Here is a 20,570-nt window from a genome sequence, read left to right on the forward strand (position 1 = left end):
TGAACATCAGGCTTTGCGTCCCAACATTCGCGTCAGGGTCGCATCACGATCAATAAAGTGGTGTTTCAATGCTGCCAACGCATGGAGGCCGGAAAAAATTACCAGCGCCCAGGCCAGGTACAAATGGATCACACCAGCGGTATCTGCCTGGTCCGGTAGTCCGGAAACCAGTGCAGGAACTTCAAACAGGCCAAACACCGGGATCCCGACACCGTCTGCGGTGGAAATCAGGTAACCGGCAATCATCACAGCGAACAGCCCGAGATAGAGGAAGGCATGGCCGAACACGGCGCCAAGACGTGTCATGCGGCTATAACTTTGCAGGGGCGGTGGAGGTGGGCTGATGAAGCGCCACAACACCCGCAGCAACATGACTGCGAACAACACCAGGCCAATGCTCTTGTGCAGATCCGGCGCATCTTTGCGCCAGGAACTGTAGTAGTCGAGACCGACCATCCACAGCCCCAATGCGAACAGGCCGAAGACCGCGAGCGCCACACCCCAGTGCACGAAGATGCTGACCCACCCGTAGCGGGAAGAAGAGTTACGTAGCTGCATTGCCCAAATCCTGTAAGAACTGCGCCCAAGACTATCGAGTTATCTATCGACTTAAAGCGGAAAATTTCGCTCTGAAACATCGAAAAATACGATCATGACCTTGGGGTCGAGATGTTAAGTGAGTGTTAACCAGAAGAAAAAACCTACAGACGCTGTCCCATATTCGCTTCCAAAAAGCCTTTACCACTCGTCAGAACTGTCATATCTGACAGTAGCCACCATTACAGGTCATTGATGAACCTGATCTCGGGCGATTGTCCGAGCGTCTGAACAGGAGTTCTACCATGAGTCACCATTCGAGTTCATCCCCCGCGACTACGCGAAACCTATCCAATTCGATACCCGTAGGGGAAGGGCCACGAGGGATAGCCATCAACAACGACGGATCACGGGTTTTTGTTTGCAATTACATTTCAGGCAATGTGTCAGTGATCAACACCCGGAACAGAAAGGTAATCCGCACCATCGCCGTCGAGCATTATCCCCAAAACATCGTCCTGGCCCATGGAGGGAAAAGAGCTTACGTGACCAACTACGGTTCAAGTTCGGTTTCGGTTATTGATACTGAAACCTATGCGGTGGGTAACGTCACGGTGGGAAGATATCCTCGGGGAATCGTCGTGAGCCGAGACGGGAAGCATGTTTACGTCACCGTTCGACAAGATAAAGAGTGGCTGGCAATTATTGATACCCGCACTTATGCGGTGCGCAGAGTGCGAGGATTACCCTCTCCCTCCATAAGTGTGGATATCAGCCAGGACGATTCGCGTCTTTATATTTCCAGCACAAACTCTCCTGGTGGCCCTTATCAGGACGCACTAACGATCATCAGCAGCAAGACTTTCAAAGTCCTCGATATCATCAAAACCGAACAGTATCCGTCAGCGGTTACCGTCAGTCCCGACGACAGAGAAGTGTATATCGTGTGTCTTGACGCTCAAAAACTGACCGTACTGGACCCTAAGTTATCGACCACCAGGCATTTCGATTTTGTGACTTGCGAAGGGAAAATAGTATTCGGCAAAAAAAACGCTTATGCCGTTGATCAAACCAAAAAAGAGGTCGTTGAAATCAATACCGTCACGTATGAGATTGTTCGCCGGGTTTCCATTCCTGATGCTTCCGAACCGTATGACATGGTTATTGATCAACGCAACCGCGCCTATATCAGCGACTACCAAAGCGACAAAGTACATAGGGTCGATCTAGCTTAGCGTCAAAGCAAAATCAGCAGCCGGCTTTAGCCGGCGACCTACGCAAGACATAAAAAAAGCGCGGCATCACTGCCGCGCTTTTTTTTGATTCCAGCGCTTACTGCGCCTTGGTTTCAGTTGTCGCCGGGGTCTTCGCAGCAGTACTGACCGCTGGTTTCTTCACCGGCTCAGTCTTTTTCGCCGTCGCCTTGGCCGGAGTTTTTTTGGTCTCGGTTTTGGCAGCAGGCTTTTTCACTGGCGCTTTGGCCGGTGCTTTCTTGGCAGGCTCTGCTTTCACCGGTGCCGCAGGCTTCGGCGCCTCAACCGGTGCTGGCGCTGGAGTCGGCACAGGTACTGGGGCAGGTGCCGGAGCAACTGGTGCCGCTGGTTCCGGCGCCTTGGCCGGGGCCGGTTTGTCGTCAGAGCCACCGAACAGGTTGGTGAAGAAGTTGCCTTTCTTCGCCGCCACTGCACCGGCCGCTGCTGCGGTCGCCGCCGGAACAACTTTCGCCGGTTCAAACGACTTGCCTGCCGCCAGGTCTTCTACCTGACTGGCTGCACGCTGACCGGTGCGCAATGCGCCTTCCAGAGTGCCTGGGTACAAGGTATCGGTGTGTTCGCCGGCAAAGGCTACACGTTGCAGCGGGCGTTCCCACAGACGCCAGTACTTGCTCATCTGGCCAGGGCCGAAGGCCAGGTAAGCGCCACCCATCGACGGGTCGGTGCTGTAGCGACGGATTTCATAACCGGTGAACGAACCGCGTGCCTGTGGATAAAAGGCGTGCAGACGAATCAGTACCTGATCGACCATCTGCTTGTCGCCGAAAGCCTGCATCACCCGCGCGTTGTCGCCGGACAGGTTGATCACCACGTTGGCGCCGCCCTTCATGGCCGGCTCGACCCACAACATGCCCAGACCGGTGTTGCTGTAGATCTCGCCAGACATACGCGCCTTGCTTTCCCACACCGGCGTCTTGAACTTCAGCATGATCTGGTCACGCCAGCCGTAATTGGTGCCTTTGATGGCGCCCAGGTGCTGGGCATCCAGCGCCGGGGTCATCTGGATCTTGTTCAGTGCACGCAACGGCACGGCCAGCACAACGTAGTCCGCCTGATAGCCAACACTGCCGACTTTGACGGTCACGCCGTCCTTGTCCTGGCTGATGGCCGAAACCGGGGAGCTGGTCTTAATGGTTTTCAGCTGCTTGACGAAAGCCTGGGCCAGCACCGGGCTGCCGCCAGGCAGACGCGAGGCGCGCAGGTCACGGTCGGCAACGCCACGGTAGACGCGGCTCTGTTGTGCGAAGTACAGCAGCGACAGGCGCGAAGGTTCGTCATAGCGGGTACGAATCTGCTGATTCACCAACTGACGCGCAGTGGCTGGCAGATTCAAGCGATCGAGCCAGTTGGACACGTTGATCTGGTCCAGGGCGAACAGCGTGCTGTTGGCGGCCGGGTTCTGCGGGTCTTCAATCGAACGCGCCAGATCATCCAAAGTCTTTTCGTAGCGTTTCAGCGCTTCGGCGGTGGCCGGCTGTTTAGTCGCCAGATCGGCGGCGGTGAAATATTCACCGTCGATCAGGTAGCTCGGGGTCCGCACGAATTCAGGGGCTGGCGTGGTGGTCAGCTTGAACGTCGAGACGTACTTGTTCAGCACCGGTTGGGTCTTGTCGTTGCCGATCCACTCACTGGTGGCCATGCCGGAGCGACCGCCCAACGTCGGCTTGGCTTCCAGCAGGGTGACCTGCCAGCCTTTGTTCTGCAGTTCGTACGCCGCGGTGAGGCCCGAAAGCCCGCCGCCGATCACGATCACCGTTTTATCCTTGGCCAGCGCCGAAACGCTGAACAGCCCCAACATCACCAGCGCACAGGCGCGCAGCCAACCAGCAGACATTCAGCGAACTCCGGAAATACACGAGGAAATAGCGGTTTTACGAGTCAGACGACTCAAAGAACCGCGAAGAATACGTCAGCCATCAAAACGCCGCCAGCGACGTCTATCTCCTTATACAAAGTAGCTCAATCGACACAATGGGTTGTCCCGATGACGCGCATTGCATAGGCTTGCGCGATTGTTTGCCCGCGCACCCAGCGAGCTGCCTCGAGGAGACTGAACATGGGCCTGAATAATCAGTGGATGCAACGCGATCTCGCGGTGTTGTGGCATCCCTGCACCCAGATGAAAGACCACGAACAGCTGCCGCTGATCCCGATCAAACGCGGCGAAGGCGTCTGGCTGGAAGACTTCGAAGGCAAACGCTATCTCGACGCGGTCAGCTCCTGGTGGGTCAACGTGTTCGGTCACGCCAACCCGCGGATCAACCAGCGCATCAAGGATCAGGTCGATCAGCTGGAACACGTGATCCTCGCCGGTTTCAGCCATCAGCCGGTGATCGAACTGTCGGAGCGTCTGGTGAAGATGACGCCCGAAGGCCTGACCCGGTGCTTCTACGCCGATAACGGTTCGTCGTGCATCGAAGTCGCGCTGAAAATGAGCTTTCACTACTGGCTCAACTGCGGCCAGCCGAACAAGAAGCGCTTCGTCACCCTCACCAACGGTTACCACGGCGAGACCATGGCGGCGATGGCGGTGGGCGACGTGCCGCTGTTCACCGAAACCTACAAAGCCCTGCTGATGGACACCATCAAGGTGCCGAGCCCCGACTGCTACCTGCGTCCCGAGGGCATGAGCTGGGAAGAACACTCGCGCAATATGTTCGCCGCCATGGAGCAGACGCTGGCCGACAACCACGACACCGTGGCCGCCGTGATTCTGGAGCCGCTGATTCAGGGCGCCGGCGGGATGCGCATGTATCACCCGGTGTACCTGAAGTTGCTGCGCGAAGCCTGCGACCGTTATGGCGTGCACCTGATCCACGATGAAATCGCCGTCGGCTTCGGCCGCACCGGAACGATGTTCGCCTGCGAACAGGCCGGCATCCGCCCGGACTTCCTCTGTTTGTCCAAGGCCCTGACCGGCGGTTACCTGCCGTTGGCGGCCTGCCTGACCACCGATGAGGTCTACAGCGCTTTCTACGACGACTACCCGACCCTGCGCGCCTTCCTGCATTCCCACAGCTACACCGGCAATCCGCTGGCGTGCGCGGCGGCATTGGCGACGCTGGATATTTTCGAAGAAGACAACGTCATCGAGAACAACAAGGCCCTGGCCCAACGTATGGCCTCCTCCACCGCGCACCTGGCCGATCACCCGAACGTTGCCGAAGTGCGTCAGACCGGCATGGTGCTGGCCATCGAGATGGTCAAGGACAAGGCCAGCAAGACTGCTTATCCGTGGCAGGAACGTCGCGGTTTGAAGGTGTTCCAGCATGCGCTGGAGCGTGGTGCTTTATTGCGGCCCTTGGGCAGCGTGGTGTATTTCCTGCCGCCGTACGTGATTACTCCGGAGCAGATCGATTTTCTGGCCGAAGTGGCCAGCGAAGGCATCGACATCGCCACCCGTGACAGCATCAGCGTGGCAGTGCCGCAGGACTTTCATCCGGGTTACCGTGATCCGGGCTAGTTTCTCTCGTTCCCACGCTCTGCGTGGGTACGCAGCCGGGGACGCTCTGCGTCCCAAAAGCGGACGCGGAGCGTCCGGTGAGGCATTCCCACGCAGAGCGTGGGAACGATCAGTTCAGACGAATTACAGAGACCATTGATGAGACTGTCCCGCTTCTTTATCGACGCCCCCTTGAGCATCGGCGAACACGAGCTTCCCGAGGCCCAGGCCCATTACATCAGCCGCGTGCTGCGCATGGCCGAGGGTGATGCGGTGCAATTGTTCGACGGCTCGGGCCATGAGTTTCGCGGCACGCTGGCGGACGTCGGCAAGAAGCGCGTCGTGGTGAACATCGATGACAGCTTCGCCGGGCAGGTCGAGTCGTCGCTGGCGGTCCATCTCGGCCAGGGCTTGTCCCGTGGCGAGCGGATGGACTGGGCGATTCAGAAAGCCACCGAATTGGGCGTCAGCGAAATCACCCCGATCTTCACCGACCGCTGCGAAGTCCGCCTCAAGGACGAGCGCGCCGACAAACGCCTGATGCACTGGCGTCAGGTGGCGATCAGCGCCTGCGAGCAGTGCGGGCGCTCATCGGTGCCTGTGATTCATCCGCCGCTGCTGTTGGCCGATTGGCTGAAGCAGACGGAGGCCGAATTGAAGCTGGTGCTGCACCCGGTGGCCGAGCCGCTGGTGAGCCATGCGAAACCGGCGACACTGGCGTTTCTGATCGGCCCGGAAGGCGGGTTGTCCGACGCTGAAGTCGAGCAGGCCAAGGCCGGCGGCTTTCATGCCGCCCGCCTCGGCCCTCGCGTGTTGCGCACCGAAACCGCGCCGGTGGTGGCGTTGGCGGTAGCCCAGCAGTTGTGGGGCGACTTCTAGGGCCTCTTCGCGAGCAAGCCCGCTCCCACACTTGATCTGTGTCGTTCAGAGATCAAATGTGGGAGCGGGCTTGCTCGCGAAGGCCGGCGACGCGATCTACAAGACACAAAACAGAATCTGATCGTTCAGGAACTACTGCACCGGATCACTCACCGGCTTGGCGATAATCGCCTTCAACTCGCTGGTCATCGGAAACTCAAGGTTCAAACCTTTAGGCGGAATCGGCTGCTGGAACCAGCGGTTGTAGATGCCGTTGATTTCCCCTGAGCTGTACAAATCAGCAAGCGTCGAATTCACCAACTCGAGAAATTGCGGATCGCCCTTGCGCACCATGCAGCTGTAGATTTCCCGGGATTGCTCCTCGCCCACCACGACCCACTTATGCGGATCGCGGGCCTTGGCCCGTTCGCCGTAAAGCAACGCATCGTCCATATAGAACGCCGCCGCCCGCCCTGACTGCAGCATCTGGAACGCTTCGCCGTGGTCCTTGGCGCTGATCACGAACATATCGATCTTGTGATCGACGTTGTAGCTCTTCAGAAACCGCTCATTGGTGGTGCCGGCGGTGGTCACAACGTTCTTGCCGCGCAGGTCGGCGAAGCGCTTGATGCCGCTGTCCTTCGCCGTGAGCAATTGCCCCTTCACGTAGATGAATCCATAGGAAAACGCCACTTGCTGCATGCGCTCGGCGGTCACGCCGGTGGAGCCGCACTCAAGGTCGACCGTGCCGTTCTGCACCAGCGGAATGCGCGTTTGCGAGGTCACCAGGTTGTACTTCACCTGCAGATCCGGCAGCTCGAGTTTTTGCTTGATGCGCTCGACAATCTTGCTCGCCAGGTCCACCGAATAGCCCATCGGCTGCCCCGTGTGATCACCCACGTAAGAGAACGGCACCGACGCGTCGCGATAACCCAGCGTGATGCTCTTGGCATTGGCGACCTTGTTCAGCGTGCCGGTCAGCGGCGCTTCGTTGGCCTGGACCTGACTGGCGAGCAGCAGGCCAAGGGTGCAGCCGATCAACGTGATTTTTTGCATTGTTATTCTCCGTTGTGGGTAGGGTGATTAGCGGCGGGCGGCGATCACGGTGATTTCCACCAGAACCTCTGGACGGGCCAGTTGCGCCTGCAATGTGGTGCGGGTCGGCGCCTTATCCGGCGACAGCCATTGTGACCAGACCTCGTTCATGGCGGCGAAATCACGGCCAATGTCGCTCAAGTAAATGGTCGCGCTGAGCAAGTGATCCTTGTCGCTGCCAGCCTCGGCCAGCAACCCGTCGATTTTCGCCAGAACCTCTGCGGTCTGGCCGGCGGCGTCGCGGCTGTCGCCCGGGACTTGTCCCGATAGAAACACCAGCTCGCCAAAGGTCACGGCGCCAGAGAGTCGACTGTTGCTGTTGAAACGCTTGATGCTCATCGGTTCTTCCTTTTCCAGTCAGGCGACGCGGGGTGCGAGGCCCTGCATTTCGATCGAGGGTGCGCGCCGGGCAATCAACTCACTCAGCAGCCGCGCGCTACCGCAGGCCAAAGTAAAGCCCAAGGCGCCATGGCCGAGGTTGAGCCAGAGGTTGCGGTACGCCGTGGCACCAATCAACGGCACGCCGCTGGGGGTCGCCGGGCGCATGCCGGCCCACGCGATGGCGGCGTCGTAATCGCCGGCATTGGGTAAGGTTTCCTGCGCCTGGCGTTTGATCAGCGCCAGACGCTTGGGATCGAGCGCCGGGTCGAAGCCGACAATGTCGACCATCGCCGCCACCCGCAGTTGTGCACCGATGCGGGCGTAAACGATCTTGCGGTTGTAATCGGTGATGCTCAGCTCCGGCGCGCGATGTTCGGCGCGGATCGGCATGCTCAGGCTGTAGCCCTTGAGCGGGTACAGCGGCAGGTTCATGCCCGGCAACGCCAGCGCCGGGCTGCGATGACCGGCAGCGATCACCAGTTGCTCGACTGGCAATATCTGCGTGTCCATTTCGATGGCCTGCACCGCGCCGTCCGCGTGACGAATGCCGGTGACCGTGCGCCCCGGCAAAAACTCGCAATGCCCCGACGCCTTTAGCCGGGCCACCAGTTGCTGGCAGAACGCATGGCAGTCGGCGACTTCTTCATCGGGTGTGTAGATCGCGCCCACAAACGGCGCCTCGGCGAGTGCCGGCTCTAGTTGCGCGCACTCGGCCCGGGACAACACCTGTTGCTGTCGCGGATCAGCCAGCCCTTGGCGCGCATGCTCGAAGCTTGCGGCTTCACGAAACGTCACCAGTTTGCCGTTGCGCCGCCAATCGAAACCGTCGAGGCGGTCTTCGTCGCGCCAGCCTTGCAGCGTGGCCTGGCTCAGCAGCGCCAGGCGCAGCAGGTGTGCGCCGTTGCGCTGATTCACCGAACGACGGCAGGACGCCAGAAAGGACGCCATCCAGCGCCATTGGGCCGGGTCCAAACGCGGACGCAGCTTCAACGGCGAGTCACCGCGCAACATCCAGCCCAGCGCCTGCAACGGTACGCCAGCATCGGCCAGTGGCGCGACATAGCGGTAGGACAACTGGCCGCCGTTGGCGAAACTGGTTTCGCTGGCAAACGAATCCCGGGCCTCGATCAGCGTCACGTCGATGCCGTCGCGAACCAGTGCGTAAGCCGTTGTCAGCCCGATGACGCCGCCACCGATGATGCAAACCCGCTGAGCCATGTCTGTCCTTAAGCGTTGTTGGAACGTGCTTCAGGTTAGGACCAGGTGACAGCCGTTGAACAATGCATAAAGATGCCTGACCCATAAACAAAGGTTATGGACTTGCCATGCGACTGCGACACATCGAGATTTTTCAGGCCATTCGCCAGACCGGTTCGGTCAGTGGCGCCGCCCAGTTGCTGCACGTGTCGCAGCCGGCGGTGAGCAAAGTGCTGCAACACGCCGAACAGCAATTGGGCTTTCCGTTATTCCTGCGGGTGCGCGGTAAATTGCAGCCGACGCCCGAAGCCCTGGAGCTTGAGCGCGAGGTCGACAAGGTCACCGAAAGCCTGCAAGGCGTACGACGTCTGGCCCAGAGCCTGCGCCGCGAGCCCGGCCACAGCGTACGGATTGGCGCGATCCCGGCGCTGGCCTTGTCGCTGCTGCCTCCAGCGATCAACGAATGGACGCAACGCTACCCGGAAATCGCCTGCGAACTGTCCAGCGCCCACAGCCGCGAGCTGATGCAGAACCTGTTGATGCGCGAAGTGGATGTCGTCCTGACGTTGCAACTGCCCGATCATCCGGGCCTGAAAGCGCAGGCCCTGGCCTGTGGGATGCTGGTGGCGCTAGCGCCGAAAGGTTTTTGGGCCGACGACACTCACGGTAAACCACTGCCGTTGATCGAACTGGCCGGTGCACCGCTGATCGGCCTGTCCAGCGCCGACCCGCTGGCCGCCAGACTCGACAGCTACCTTGAGGCGGTCGATCCGCCGCCAAAGGTACGCATCGCGGTGCAGACTTATTCGCTGGCGCGGGCGATGGTTGAATCCGGTGCCGGGCTAGCAGTGATCGACCCGTTCACCGCACTCGGCGCGTCCCCCGCCACCACAGCGATTCGCCCCCTGGCGCCGGCGCTACCGATCACCCTGTACGCAGTCACCCGCGCCGACGAACCGCCGCCACACACCTTGAGCGACTTGTTGCAGGTGTTCAGCCGACGGGCGCAGGCGCAACTGGATCGCCTGTGTCCCTGTGGGAGCGAGCCTGCTCGCGAATGCGGTGGATCAGTCAGCGATGATGTCGACTGACCTGACGCTTTCGCGAGCAGGCTCGCTCCCACAGGTTTTGCAAATAGCTGCAACGCGATCTACAAGACATAAAACAGAATCGCCACAAAGTGCAGCGCGCTCCCGGCAATCACAAACAGATGCCAGACCCCATGCGCATGCCGCAAGCGATTATCGAGGGCAAAAAAAACTATCCCCACGGTGTACAACACCCCGCCCGACGCCAGCCAGGTAAAGCCGACTGGCCCCAGCGCCGCCAGTAACGGCTTGACCGCCACCAGCACGATCCAGCCCATTACTGCGTAAATCACGATCGACAGAATCCGCGCTTCCGAGCGCGGTTTGATCTCTTGCAGGATGCCTATCAGCGCCAGCCCCCAGACAATCCCGAACAACGTCCAGCCCCACGGCCCGCGCAGGGTCACCAGGCAGAACGGCGTGTAACTGCCGGCAATCAGCAGGTAGATCGAAAAGTGATCGACCTTCTGCATGATCGTTTTCTTGCGCCCGCGCACGCTGTGGTAAACGGTCGAGGCGCTGTAGAGCACCAGCAAGGTGAACGCGTAAATTGCCACGCTGACGATCTTCCACGGGCTGCCGTCCATACTGGCGATCACCAGCAGCCACACGCCCCCGACAAACGCCGCCACCGCCCCGACCAGATGCGTCCAGGCATTCAATCTTTCCCCGTGATACATGTGTTGCTCACCTCAAATTCGTTACCGCAGCGTGCAAGGCTCAGGCCTCAAGGTTAAAAGCGCAATGTTTCCGTATAGCGCCACTCCTACAAAAAGCCATCGAGCCAAACGTCAGCCAATTGGGCACAATCGAGCGATTCGAATAAGAGTCACGCCCATGTTGATCGATGAAGAGTTGACCCTGAAAAAACTCGAGGTGTTCCTGGCCTTCATGCGCACCGGCAACTTGGCCCGCGCCGCCGCCGAGTTGCAAACCAGCAACGTTAGCGTGCATCGCGCCATCCATTCTCTGGAAAGCGCCCTGCGTTGCCCGCTATTCAAACACGAAGGCCGCAACCTGACCCCACTCGAAAGCGCTTATGTGCTGGAAGAACGGGCGCAGAAGCTGATTCAGGACGTGCTCGAAAGCGTGCGCCTGACCCGCGAAGCGGCCGGGTTCTCGGCTGAGCGCTTCAAGCTTGGGTCACTGTATTCGCTGACGGTGAAGACCGTCCCGCAGTTGATCATGGGCCTGAAAATCCGCCGCAGTGAACTCAATATCGACCTGATCCTGGGCTCGAACATCGACCTGTTGTACAAGCTCAAGAACATGGAAGTCGACGCGATCCTGGTGTCGCTGGATGACAGCGTGAATGACCCGGACTGCGAGCATATTCCGCTGTTTTCCGATGACATCTTCCTCGCCACCCCAGCTGATTCGCCCTTTGCCCAGCGGACCGAAGTCGATCTGGCCGAGGTGCGCGACGAGACATTCATCACCTTGACCCAAGGCTTCGCCACACACCAGGACGGTATTCGGGTGTTCAAGCAGGCGGGGTTCGAGCCGAAGGTGGCGATGCAGGTCAACGACATCTTCACCCTGCTGAGCATGGTCAGCTCCGGGGTCGGTTATGCGTTGCTGCCGGGAAGGATTGCGGCGGTGTATGAGAACCGGGTGAAGCTGATTCCGTTGCAGGAAAAGTATCGGTTGCAGCAGCACATCGGCGTGGTGTTTCTGAAGGCCAAGGAGCGTGACCCGAATTTGCTGGCGTTGCTGGCGGAGTGTCGGATGTATGCCAATCGGCAGGCCTGAGACCGTGTCGCGGCTATCGCGAGCAGGCTCGCTCCCACAGGGAAATGCATTCCAATGTGGGAGCGAGCCTGCTCGCGATGGCGCCGGAACAGTCAGCGATCTACTGGCTTACCCCACAATCCCGCGAACAATGAAGTACAGCAACGAAGGCCCAAGCAAGCACCCAAGCCCGGTGTGGAACGTCGCCGTCAACGCGCCATACGGCACCAGCCGCCGATCCGTCGCCGCCAATCCGGCGGTCACACCGCTGACAGTCCCGGCCAAGCCGCCAAACACCATCGCCGAGCGAGGGTTATCCAGCCCCATCCAGCGCGCAGCCATCGGCGTACCGACCATCACCAGAATCGCCTTGATCAGCCCGGTGGCAATCGACAACGCCATCACATCGGACGAGGCACCAATCGCGGCCCCGGTCACTGGCCCGACGATATAAGTCACCGCGCCCGCGCCAATGGTGGTCATGCTCACCGCATCGCGATAACCGAACACCCAGGCAATGCTCGCCCCGACAATGAATGGCAGGATCGTGCCCAGCAGCAGCGCGATGACGCCAATCATCCCGGCCTTTTTCGCTTCGGTGGCCTGCACCTCAAACGCCGTGGCAACGATGGCGAAGTCACGCAACATCGCACCGCCCATCAAACCAATGCCGGAAAACAGCGACAAATCCGCCAGGCCTTTTTGCCCGCCGGTCATGGTGCCGCCGACCCAGGCCAGCACCAGGCCGATGACGATGGCAATCGCCGAGCCGTGAATTCGTCCGAAGGTCAGGCGTTTGGACAACACCACCGACACCCACATGATCACGCCAACGAACGCGAACGCTGTCACCAACCCGTTATGTTCCAGACCTTTCTCGATGAGATCCCACATATCAGCGACCTCCTGCCGGTGCGCCAACCGACGTTATGTCCGCCGGTTCATCGGGCAAGGGTTCGCCTTTGTGGGTCCGGCTGATCAGCGCAATGGTGCAGCCGCAGAGCACCACCGAACCGATCGCCGCCAACACCGCCACCGGGCCGCCATGCAGAGCGGTAACAACGTTCTGTTGCGCGGCCATCGCCACCACTACCGGAATGTACATGGCGCCCCAGAAGCCGACGCCCATCTCGCAGTCCTTGGTCATGCCGCCGCGTTTTTGCATCCACAACCGCGCGCAAATCAGCAGGATCATCGCGATCCCGACCCCGCCGACGTTGGATTTAACGCCCAGCAACGCGCCGAGCATGTCACCCATGATCACCCCTGCCAGCGTACAGATCGCCAACAGCGCCACACCGTAAATAATCATTGTTGTAGTCCTCAAAGTGCATCGTCGGAATTGTTGTTTTTGTCGTTCGCAGCCTGAGTCGGTGATCTAGGGTTGGCGGCTTCCCTCCTCACGCAACAGCGCCTGCAAGGTATCAAGCCGCGCACCGTCGAAGGCAATCACGGTGCCCTGCTCGAACACCCGGCGCGCCAATCCGGTCAACACCGCACCGGGCGGCAGTTCGATCTGTAGACGTACGCCACGCTCGTAAGCGCTTTGCACCGTGCCGCGCCAATCCACCACGCGGCACATGTTGAAGGCCAGGTCGTCGCGTAACGCCTCGGGATTGATAACAGGCCGGGCGCGACTGCCGCTCAGATAACCCAGAATCGGCGTTTTCAATTGCACCTTGGCGAAGGCTTCGGCCAGGATTTTCGCCGGAGCTTCCAGCAGCGGACAGTGGGACGGCACGCTGACAGCCAGACGTTTGGCCAGACCGGCGCCACAACCTTTCGCCACCTCGGCAACGGCTTTCATCGCACCATCGCTGCCGGCAATGACCACTTGGTTATCGGCGTTGATGTTGGCCAGGTAAACCGGCGTGTAGAGGCTATGAACCTGCGCCAGCAAACCTTCCACCGTCGCCAGATCCAGACCGATGATCGCGGTCATGCCATAGCCCTGAGGATAAGCCTGCTGCATCAGTTCGCCGCGCAGGCTGACCAGATGCAGTGCATCACTGAAGCTCAAGGCGCCGGCGACCACCGCCGCCGGGTAGGCGCCGATGGACAATCCGGCCACGTAATCCACGCTCAATAACAACTGACGTGAAGCGGCCACTCCGGCGATCAGCAGGCACAGCTGAACCGCCCTCGTCGACTGCAACGCCTCGGCAGAATCGAGCAACAAAACATCTTCACCCAGCACCTCGCTCGCCTCGATCAGCGTTTCCCGAGGCAAACGATGGAGCATGCCCGGTTGCTGCGCGCCTTGGCCGGGAAACACCAGCAAACTGCTCACGCTGCTTGCTCCTGCGGGTTCCAGGGATCGGTGACCAGGCAGGCGACCTGAGCGTTTTTGAGCAGCACCCGTTGCGACGGGCCGGCCCATTCGCGCAGAGCCACGGCGCCATTCGGCGTCTGCAATTGCATGTCGACCAGACATTCAGCGGTGCCGAGAAGCGTCACCAACTCTTGCGCTTGAAGTCGGCTCAACGGTTGCGGTGTACGCAGAATCAAATCGAGATCGCTGCGCTCATGCAACGCCGCAAAACCGCTGGCCAATTCAAACCCGGCGCTGCCGCTGACACCCCACACCCAACCGCAGGTGTCGAGTATCGGCCGCAGTTGCGCCAGCGCTCGCAACGCCGGCAGATCCCGAACCGTCTCGACATGACACAGCTCTTCCGGCCTTACCCGACGCGAAATCGCTGTGATCGCCATCGACGTTGCATAACGCTGTTCACGCAAGCGTCCGCGCACGCCGACCGCGATTTGATCCGGCGCAGTTATCGCGCGCCGAACCACCACCGGCTGACCCGCGCTGATCGACTCGATCACCCACGTAGGCGCATCCGCAGGCAACTGCTCCGGGGTCATCCCCCACAGCAGGTCGTGGGCCAGAAACGTGTTCACCACTGCTCTCTCAACAGTTGGCGAACCTTGCTCGACGCGGCACGATTGTTCGCACCCAAGCGACTACTCAGATCGCGATGACCGGCTTCGACATTTTCAATCGCCTGAACCAGACACTCATTCACCCGCGCCAGATCCGCCGTCGTCGGTTGTTCGATCTGATCCACCGACAAGGTTTCCCAAAGCAAACCCAGGCTGGCAAAGCTGTCGATGTCATAGGCCATCGGCGGCACGCTGGCGGCCAAGGCTTCAAGTTCTTCGACACTGCGCAATGTCACCCGCGCCGCCGACGCCTTGCCCATCGCATGCACCATCACGCCCGGATCGCGCAGCGCGATCAGCCGGTTGGCCTGATAACCATGAGCGAGAAACGCCCCGGACATCGCCTTGCCCACCAGCAAACCAATCACCGCATGCCCGGCCAGTCGGGCGCGGGCATAACTGTCCGCCGCACCGGCCAAGGCCTGATGAATGCCGAGGGCTTCTTCGCGTCGGCCGTAAGCCTGGCTCGGCACATCGACAATGGCGATCAAGGCGCGTTTTTGAGGTTTGTCGTTATCCGCAGCAATAACGTCATCCACCGCTTTGGCCAGGCCCCAGCCTTCCAGCAAACCGACCTCGCCATTGCGGGCGCGGACGAAGCGGTTGTCGGGATCGGCCACCACCGCGATAAAACGCGCAGGCTGCTCACCCAATAAACCATCGGCGACTTTCAACGACGCCGGTAAACCCTCGACCGGTTTCGCGCCGGCACTCAGGGCGTTGAACCAGTTCAAGCCTCTCAGGGAATACGAACTCATGAGCGCTCTCCTTGATACAGATCGCGAACCGTCGACGGCTCGATTTGTGGTTCGGCGTCCAGGCTGGCCAGCCGTTGCAGAAACCATTCGGCCTGGCGGCTACGTTGCTGCGCCGGCAAACCCTGCTTGAGCAATTCGCCGACCTGCTGCTGAATCTGCACCACGTCATCGCTGACATAGCGATCCACCAACCCAGTGGCGAAACGTTGCTCGCCACCGGTCAGGCTCCAGATAAACGGCCGGTCGCGGGAGTCGTATTCCTCAAGCCCGGCTTCCTGCTCAATCACCTGCGGGCCGTTGAGGCCAAGGCGCGCTTCCTGAGTCACCAGCAAATAGCTGCACAACCCGGCGGCAATCGACATGCCGCCAAAGCAACCGACGCTGCCGGCGACTACGCCGACTACCGGCTGGTACTGGCGTAAATCGACAATCGCCGCATGAATATCGGCAATCGCCGCCAACCCTAGGTTGGCCTCCTGCAAACGCACGCCACCGGTTTCCAGCAGCAACACGGCGCGAGTGGGAATGCCTTTGCGGTTGTCCTCGGCGGCCAGTTCCAACGCACCGGCAATCTTCGCCCCGCCGACTTCACCCAGGCTGCCGCCCTGAAACGCGCCTTCGATGGCCGCGATCACCACCGGCAAACCGCCGAGGCTGCCCTTGGCGATCACCACGCCGTCATCGGCTTGCGGCACCACGCCCTGGCGCGACAGCCATGGCGACATGACGCGCTGAAACGAGTCGAGCAGTTCACGAAAAGTACCCGCGTCGAGCAAAGCTTTGGCCCGTTGCCGGGCGCCGAGTTCGACGAAGCTGCGTCTCTGTAGGTATGGGTTGAGAAGCGCTGCGCTGTCAGTCATGGCTGATCTCCTCGAAGCCTTGTTCCAGGCGCAAACGCACCACGCCGGGAGTGGCGCCGAAATCGTGGATATCGATCGCCATCGCGGGCGGTGTCTGGCCGTCGAACATCCGCGCGAACAGATGCTGCCAGCGTTGTTCACTGCCGTTGACCGAGGTCTGCACCTGAATCGTCAGCTTGCCGGCCATCCCCGGTTCGATCAGCACTTCCAGATCGCCCGAGCCCACACAGCCCACCAGCGCCCTGCCCCGAGGCGGCTGCCCGGCGGGGAACTCAAAGGATAAGGTTTCCATCAAAACGCTCCCTGGAAGATGCCGTCGCCCGAGTCGATACGGTCGATAAACAGGCAGGCTGCGAGCAAGTCCGCAGCGCCGCCGGGCGAGGCATTCAACGCGATTAATTGTTGGTCCAGCTCATGCAAACGGCGACGGCCGGCCAGGCTCGCACTGCCGCCGGCGTCGAGTACCGCTTGAGCGCCGAGTTGCATGGTCTGCAGGCCGGTTTCGCCTGCGCGGTAGAGCACGCAGGTGTCAGAGAGATGGGTCATGATCGCCAGCAAGGCGTCGAGCCGAGCGTTCTGTTCGCCATGGCCGGCGGCGCGGCTGAGTTTGAGTTGCGGCAGTGCGCGTTGAATCACTGCAGGGAAACCAAGCTGTGCTTCTTCGCGTGCACCGCGAGCGCCATAACGCTGGGCGACTTGGGCGCCATGGCTCAGAGGACGCGGCGCGTAACGGTCGTCGAGCAAGGCCAGACGTGCAGCGCGCAAGGTCACGGCGCTTGCTGGGGTATTCGTGCACTCCAGCGCCGTTGCAGCGACCAACAGCCCCAACGCCCAGATCGCCCCACGATGAGTATTCACACCGTTGGTGGTGGCGAGCATCATTTGCTCACCGTCACGGCCAATCCGCCCGAGGGCTTCGCGCAGGGGTAAACCGACTTCGCCAAACTCGATGGCCGCTTCTGCCATTGCCTTGAACGCCGGCCACAGCGACAGCGCCGAGGCGTGCATCAGGCTCAGGTGTAAATCGGTGTGCGCGCCATTGCCGCGACGATCGACCAGCGCTGGTTTCGGCGACAGATCCGCTTCGTCGATCAGCGCGTCCACCGCGAGATCCGCCAGCCGCTCAGTCAGGGTTAAAGGTTTCGGTTGCAGGTTGAATGCGTGCATTACCAGCTCCTGAACTTGGCGGGCGGGTTGTAGAGGCCACCGGACCACTCCACCAGATCGGCCACGCTTTTCGCTGCGAGCAGCTCGCGGGTGGCGTCAGTGCGGCGGATGCCGAGGTCTTCGGGCAAGGCGATCAGGCCTTCGCGGCGCATGCGGGCGGTGTCTTTCGGGTTGTGGCGCAGGCCGATGGCGGTCACCCCGGCGACGGCGGCGATCATCGCCTGACGTTCTTCGAGGGAACGGGCCTTGTACAAATAGGCGATGCCTTCTTCGGTGAGCAGATGGGTGACGTCGTCGCCATAGATCATGATCGGCGCCAGCGGCATGCCGCTTTTCTTCGCCACCTCCACCGCGTCGAGGGTTTCGACGAAGGTCGGTTTGCCGCCCTCCTGGAAGGTCTCGACCATTTGCACCACGAGTTTTTTACCGCGTTCCAGCAGCGCTTCGGGTGCATCGTCGTGACGCATGTCGAGCCAGGCCGGCGTGCCATGGCGGCGACCGCGCGGGTCGTGACCCATGTTCGGCGCACCACCGAAACCGGCCAGCCGTCCACGAGTCACGGTGGAGGAATGGCCGTCGCCGTCGACTTGCAGGGTCGCGCCGATGAACAGGTCCACCGCATATTGCCCGGCCAGTTGGCAGAACATCCGGTTGGAACGCAGCGAGCCGTCGCGGCCGGTGAAGAACACATCCGGTCGAGCGGCGATGTAGTTTTCCATGCCCAGCTCAGTGCCGAAACAATGCACGCTTTCGACCCAGCCACTTTCGATGGCCGGGATCAGGGTTGGGTGAGGATTGAGCGTCCAGTTGCGGCAGATCTTGCCCTTCAAACCGAGGGATTCGCCGTAGGTCGGCAGGATCAGTTCGATGGCCGCGGTGTTGAAACCAATGCCGTGGTTGAGCGATTGAACGTTGTGTTTTTCGTAGATCCCGCGGATCGCCATCATCGCCATCAACACGTGCACAGGCTTGATGTGTCGTGGGTCGCGGGTGAACAGCGGTTCGATGTAGAACGGCTTGTCGGCCACCACCACAAAATCGACCCAGGACGCAGGGATATCGACGCGGGGCAGTTCGCTGACATCGTCCACCAATTGATTGACCTGGACGATGACGATGCCGTCGCTGAAGGCGGCAGGTTCGATCAACGCGGGGGTGTCTTCGGTACTCGGTCCGGTGTAGATGTTGCCGGCGCGGTCGGCCATGAAACCGGCCGAGAGCACGACGTTGGGAATCAGGTCGACCACCAGCCGCGCATAGAGCTCGATATAGGTGTGGATCGCGCCGATTTCCAGCAAACCGTCTTCGAGCAACTGACTGATGCGCAGGCTCTGGGTGCCGGCGAACGAGAAGTCGAGCTTGCGGGCGATACCGCGCTCGAACAGGTCCAGGTGCTCGGAACGCCCGACGCTGGGCATGATCATGTGCAAGTCATGCAGCTTGCCCGGATCGGTCTTGGCCAGGGAGCGGGAAAGGAAATCCGCCTGCTTCTGGTTATTACCCTCCAGCACCACACGGTCGCCAGGCAGAATCAACGCCTCCAGCGCCGCAACGATCTTGTCGGTGGGCAACACCACACCGTCGGCGAAACCCCGCACCAGCTCGAGACGCCGCTGCTTTTCGCTGCGCCGCCGCGTCCATCGCGAGTCGGGGGATATTGTTGTTGTCATGACCACTCCACGGGTTCGCTGTCGTGGGAGTCACCTTAGGAGCGTTGGGTGGGGGGCATCAATCAAGCAGAGTGTTGGATCGTTACGGTCAGGGTAATGGTTGGCGGGAGGGATTCGTTGCCCGTGCCGACCGCCTTCGCGAGCAAGCCCGCTCCCACAGTGTCCGTGTCGTGCTCAAATCCTGAGTCACCCACAATACCTGTGGGAGCGGGCTTGCTCGCGAAGGGGCCAGAACAATCCCCGCAGTTTTCAATGGCAGAGCATTACACTCCGGTCATCTGCTGCTGCACACGAATCTGCAGCTGCTCGGTGCTTTCCAATAGCTGCGCCAACAACGCCGGATCTTCATCCATATAGCCTTCGTACTCCGCCAGGTTTCGTCGCTCATGACACAGGGCGAATAGCCGAACCTGTACTTTGCCAATATCAGTGGTATGAACCAGGCACTGAAACACCAGATATCGCTTGTCTGAACGGTAGCCGCACAAGCGAAGAGCCGTCAGTGCAAGGGCATGGGCAGCGTTGTAAGCCAGGTCGAAACGACTCGCGAAGGAAAGCGAAGACGTTTGCGCGTCTTTCAATCGATCCACAGCCGAACGCATCAGCCCTTCGCATTCCTTGCGATCCGGCGGCTCAGCTTTCAGTCCACCGCTACGTAACAGGTTTTCCAGGTTCTCGTTGCTGCCCATCCTTGGACTCCAAAGGGTTTCCCCCCATCAGATTGATTTTGTCCTGCTGCGCTACCCGCACGACAAAACTATTTTCAGCCGCCAGTTTTGCGGCCCAGTCGTCGGGGGTGTAGAGCGTCGGGTTGAGGACGCGGCCCAACTGCTCTTCCATCGGTATAAGCCGCTCCATCACTTCACTGTAGTGCAGGCCCTCGCCGATCAGCATGAGATCAATGTCACTGGATGCGTTTGCCTGATCCTTGGCGATAGAGCCGTACACAAATGCCCAGGTGATCTGTTCGACAAAGGGTTGGAGCGCCTGACGCAGAGGCTCGGCAATACCAAAGGTTTTGCGGGCAATGCCCAGCAGTTCCGCATAGATCGGGCAGTCGGGATTGGCTTGATAGTGGGTCTGGTTGCCCTGACGGGTCATGGTCAGCACGCCTGCCCGCTGCAACCGATCCAGCTCGCGCATGAGGCTGCCTTTACCCACTTGAGCCCAGCGGGCGATCTCGTTGGCGTAAAAACTTCGGTCGGGTTTACCAAACAGCAGGCCGAGCACTTTTTGCTGGGTGGTGGTGAACAAGGCTTCACTTAGTGACAGGTTTTTCACGGCAACGACCGATAAGTCCCAAAAAAGGAACGATAGGTCCCTTTTTGGGAATCTTCAACATAATGCAGAAACCTTTGTGGCGAGGGGGCTTGCCCCCTCACCACAGGGAGGTCCGACGGCTTGGGGTTTTGTGTTTAAAAGTTTGTCCGCAGGAACGGTGAGAGGCTACGCAGTCTGGCGTCGCTGCCTACAGCAATGCCGGAACCCGCCGACTGGTGCGGTTTTGCGTTGATCTTTATTGTTTGTCGGTCGCTGCCAATTCAGCGACCGGGATTGGAAACCCCG

General features: G+C 60.4%; 22 protein-coding genes. 5 read left to right on the plus strand and 17 right to left on the minus strand.

Annotated elements, in window-relative coordinates; translation table 11 throughout:
• Positions 1 to 6: 6 nt before the first annotated feature.
• On the minus strand, positions 7 to 558 hold the full coding sequence (locus AB7M29_RS00965; RefSeq protein WP_008007496.1) for a cytochrome b: 552 nt from the start codon (positions 556 to 558) through the stop codon (positions 7 to 9).
• A gap of 284 nt (positions 559 to 842) precedes the next feature.
• On the opposite strand from AB7M29_RS00965, the gene AB7M29_RS00970 reads away from it, so the two are divergent.
• Positions 843 to 1,772, plus strand: a complete 930-nt coding sequence (locus AB7M29_RS00970) for a YncE family protein (RefSeq protein ID WP_217857445.1) — start codon at positions 843 to 845, stop codon at positions 1,770 to 1,772.
• Positions 1,773 to 1,869: 97 nt separating this feature from the next.
• Here AB7M29_RS00970 and AB7M29_RS00975 read toward each other — a convergent pair whose 3' ends face one another.
• Complete coding sequence (locus AB7M29_RS00975; RefSeq protein WP_217857446.1) at positions 1,870 to 3,645, minus strand: flavin monoamine oxidase family protein; 1,776 nt, start codon at positions 3,643 to 3,645, stop codon at positions 1,870 to 1,872.
• A 222-nt stretch (positions 3,646 to 3,867) separates the two neighbouring features.
• Between AB7M29_RS00975 and AB7M29_RS00980 the strand changes: the two genes are divergently transcribed.
• A complete protein-coding gene (locus AB7M29_RS00980) occupies positions 3,868 to 5,274 on the plus strand; it encodes an adenosylmethionine--8-amino-7-oxononanoate transaminase (protein ID WP_454246156.1) in 1,407 nt (468 codons plus the stop codon).
• A 138-nt stretch (positions 5,275 to 5,412) separates the two neighbouring features.
• Complete coding sequence (locus tag AB7M29_RS00985) at positions 5,413 to 6,132, plus strand: 16S rRNA (uracil(1498)-N(3))-methyltransferase (RefSeq protein ID WP_217857448.1); 720 nt, start codon at positions 5,413 to 5,415, stop codon at positions 6,130 to 6,132.
• A 132-nt stretch (positions 6,133 to 6,264) separates the two neighbouring features.
• Here AB7M29_RS00985 and AB7M29_RS00990 read toward each other — a convergent pair whose 3' ends face one another.
• Genes AB7M29_RS00990 through AB7M29_RS01000 form a run of 3 tightly spaced genes read right to left on the minus strand, consistent with a single transcriptional unit; the run spans position 6,265 to position 8,805 of the window.
• Positions 6,265 to 7,167 (minus strand): transporter substrate-binding domain-containing protein, encoded by a 903-nt coding sequence (locus tag AB7M29_RS00990; protein ID WP_401173673.1) that lies wholly within the window; start codon positions 7,165 to 7,167, stop codon positions 6,265 to 6,267.
• Positions 7,168 to 7,194: 27 nt separating this feature from the next.
• Positions 7,195 to 7,545 (minus strand): RidA family protein, encoded by a 351-nt coding sequence (locus AB7M29_RS00995; RefSeq protein WP_038981012.1) that lies wholly within the window; start codon positions 7,543 to 7,545, stop codon positions 7,195 to 7,197.
• An 18-nt stretch (positions 7,546 to 7,563) separates the two neighbouring features.
• Positions 7,564 to 8,805, minus strand: coding sequence for a D-amino acid dehydrogenase (locus tag AB7M29_RS01000; protein WP_454246157.1), 1,242 nt, complete (start codon positions 8,803 to 8,805; stop codon positions 7,564 to 7,566).
• Between the two features lie 107 nt (positions 8,806 to 8,912).
• On the opposite strand from AB7M29_RS01000, the gene AB7M29_RS01005 reads away from it, so the two are divergent.
• Complete coding sequence (locus AB7M29_RS01005) at positions 8,913 to 9,875, plus strand: LysR family transcriptional regulator (protein WP_454246158.1); 963 nt, start codon at positions 8,913 to 8,915, stop codon at positions 9,873 to 9,875.
• Between the two features lie 59 nt (positions 9,876 to 9,934).
• On the opposite strand, the gene trhA is transcribed toward AB7M29_RS01005, so the two are convergent.
• On the minus strand, positions 9,935 to 10,552 hold the full coding sequence (gene trhA / locus AB7M29_RS01010) for a PAQR family membrane homeostasis protein TrhA (protein ID WP_217857452.1): 618 nt from the start codon (positions 10,550 to 10,552) through the stop codon (positions 9,935 to 9,937).
• Between the two features lie 157 nt (positions 10,553 to 10,709).
• Here trhA and AB7M29_RS01015 point away from each other — a divergent pair, with 157 nt between their 5' ends.
• Complete coding sequence (locus tag AB7M29_RS01015; protein WP_217857453.1) at positions 10,710 to 11,624, plus strand: LysR family transcriptional regulator; 915 nt, start codon at positions 10,710 to 10,712, stop codon at positions 11,622 to 11,624.
• A gap of 108 nt (positions 11,625 to 11,732) precedes the next feature.
• Here AB7M29_RS01015 and madM read toward each other — a convergent pair whose 3' ends face one another.
• The 11 genes from madM to AB7M29_RS01070 all read right to left on the minus strand — a co-directional run bounded on the left by madM (position 11,733) and on the right by AB7M29_RS01070 (position 20,285).
• A complete protein-coding gene (gene madM / locus AB7M29_RS01020; RefSeq protein WP_454246159.1) occupies positions 11,733 to 12,497 on the minus strand; it encodes a malonate transporter subunit MadM in 765 nt (254 codons plus the stop codon).
• A 1-nt stretch (position 12,498) separates the two neighbouring features.
• Positions 12,499 to 12,915: a malonate transporter subunit MadL gene (gene madL / locus AB7M29_RS01025; RefSeq protein WP_007897996.1), complete on the minus strand. Its 417-nt coding sequence runs from the start codon at positions 12,913 to 12,915 to the stop codon at positions 12,499 to 12,501.
• A 66-nt stretch (positions 12,916 to 12,981) separates the two neighbouring features.
• Positions 12,982 to 13,893 (minus strand): malonate decarboxylase subunit epsilon, encoded by a 912-nt coding sequence (mdcH, locus tag AB7M29_RS01030; RefSeq protein ID WP_454246160.1) that lies wholly within the window; start codon positions 13,891 to 13,893, stop codon positions 12,982 to 12,984.
• On the minus strand, positions 13,890 to 14,510 hold the full coding sequence (locus AB7M29_RS01035) for a malonate decarboxylase holo-ACP synthase (RefSeq protein WP_454246161.1): 621 nt from the start codon (positions 14,508 to 14,510) through the stop codon (positions 13,890 to 13,892). Before AB7M29_RS01035 ends, mdcH begins: the two co-directional genes overlap by 4 nt.
• Entirely contained in the window at positions 14,504 to 15,307 is an 804-nt protein-coding gene (gene mdcE / locus AB7M29_RS01040) for a biotin-independent malonate decarboxylase subunit gamma (protein ID WP_454246162.1), read from the minus strand. The genes AB7M29_RS01035 and mdcE overlap by 7 nt, the downstream gene beginning before the upstream one ends.
• Positions 15,304 to 16,167 (minus strand): biotin-independent malonate decarboxylase subunit beta, encoded by an 864-nt coding sequence (locus AB7M29_RS01045; protein ID WP_454246163.1) that lies wholly within the window; start codon positions 16,165 to 16,167, stop codon positions 15,304 to 15,306. The genes mdcE and AB7M29_RS01045 overlap by 4 nt, the downstream gene beginning before the upstream one ends.
• Positions 16,160 to 16,459: a malonate decarboxylase subunit delta gene (locus AB7M29_RS01050; RefSeq protein WP_454246164.1), complete on the minus strand. Its 300-nt coding sequence runs from the start codon at positions 16,457 to 16,459 to the stop codon at positions 16,160 to 16,162. The genes AB7M29_RS01045 and AB7M29_RS01050 overlap by 8 nt, the downstream gene beginning before the upstream one ends.
• Complete coding sequence (locus tag AB7M29_RS01055; protein WP_454246165.1) at positions 16,459 to 17,334, minus strand: triphosphoribosyl-dephospho-CoA synthase; 876 nt, start codon at positions 17,332 to 17,334, stop codon at positions 16,459 to 16,461. Before AB7M29_RS01055 ends, AB7M29_RS01050 begins: the two co-directional genes overlap by 1 nt.
• The gene (mdcA, locus tag AB7M29_RS01060) at positions 17,334 to 19,004 is read right to left on the minus strand and encodes a malonate decarboxylase subunit alpha (protein ID WP_217857460.1); all 1,671 of its coding nucleotides are present in this window, start codon (positions 19,002 to 19,004) and stop codon (positions 17,334 to 17,336) included. The genes AB7M29_RS01055 and mdcA overlap by 1 nt, the downstream gene beginning before the upstream one ends.
• A 263-nt stretch (positions 19,005 to 19,267) precedes the next feature.
• Positions 19,268 to 19,693, minus strand: coding sequence for a hypothetical protein (locus AB7M29_RS01065; RefSeq protein WP_454246166.1), 426 nt, complete (start codon positions 19,691 to 19,693; stop codon positions 19,268 to 19,270).
• On the minus strand, positions 19,656 to 20,285 hold the full coding sequence (locus AB7M29_RS01070; protein ID WP_454246167.1) for a nucleotidyltransferase domain-containing protein: 630 nt from the start codon (positions 20,283 to 20,285) through the stop codon (positions 19,656 to 19,658). Before AB7M29_RS01070 ends, AB7M29_RS01065 begins: the two co-directional genes overlap by 38 nt.
• Positions 20,286 to 20,570 lie beyond the last annotated feature (285 nt).

Source organism: Pseudomonas sp. F-14 TE3623 (assembly GCF_053629015.1).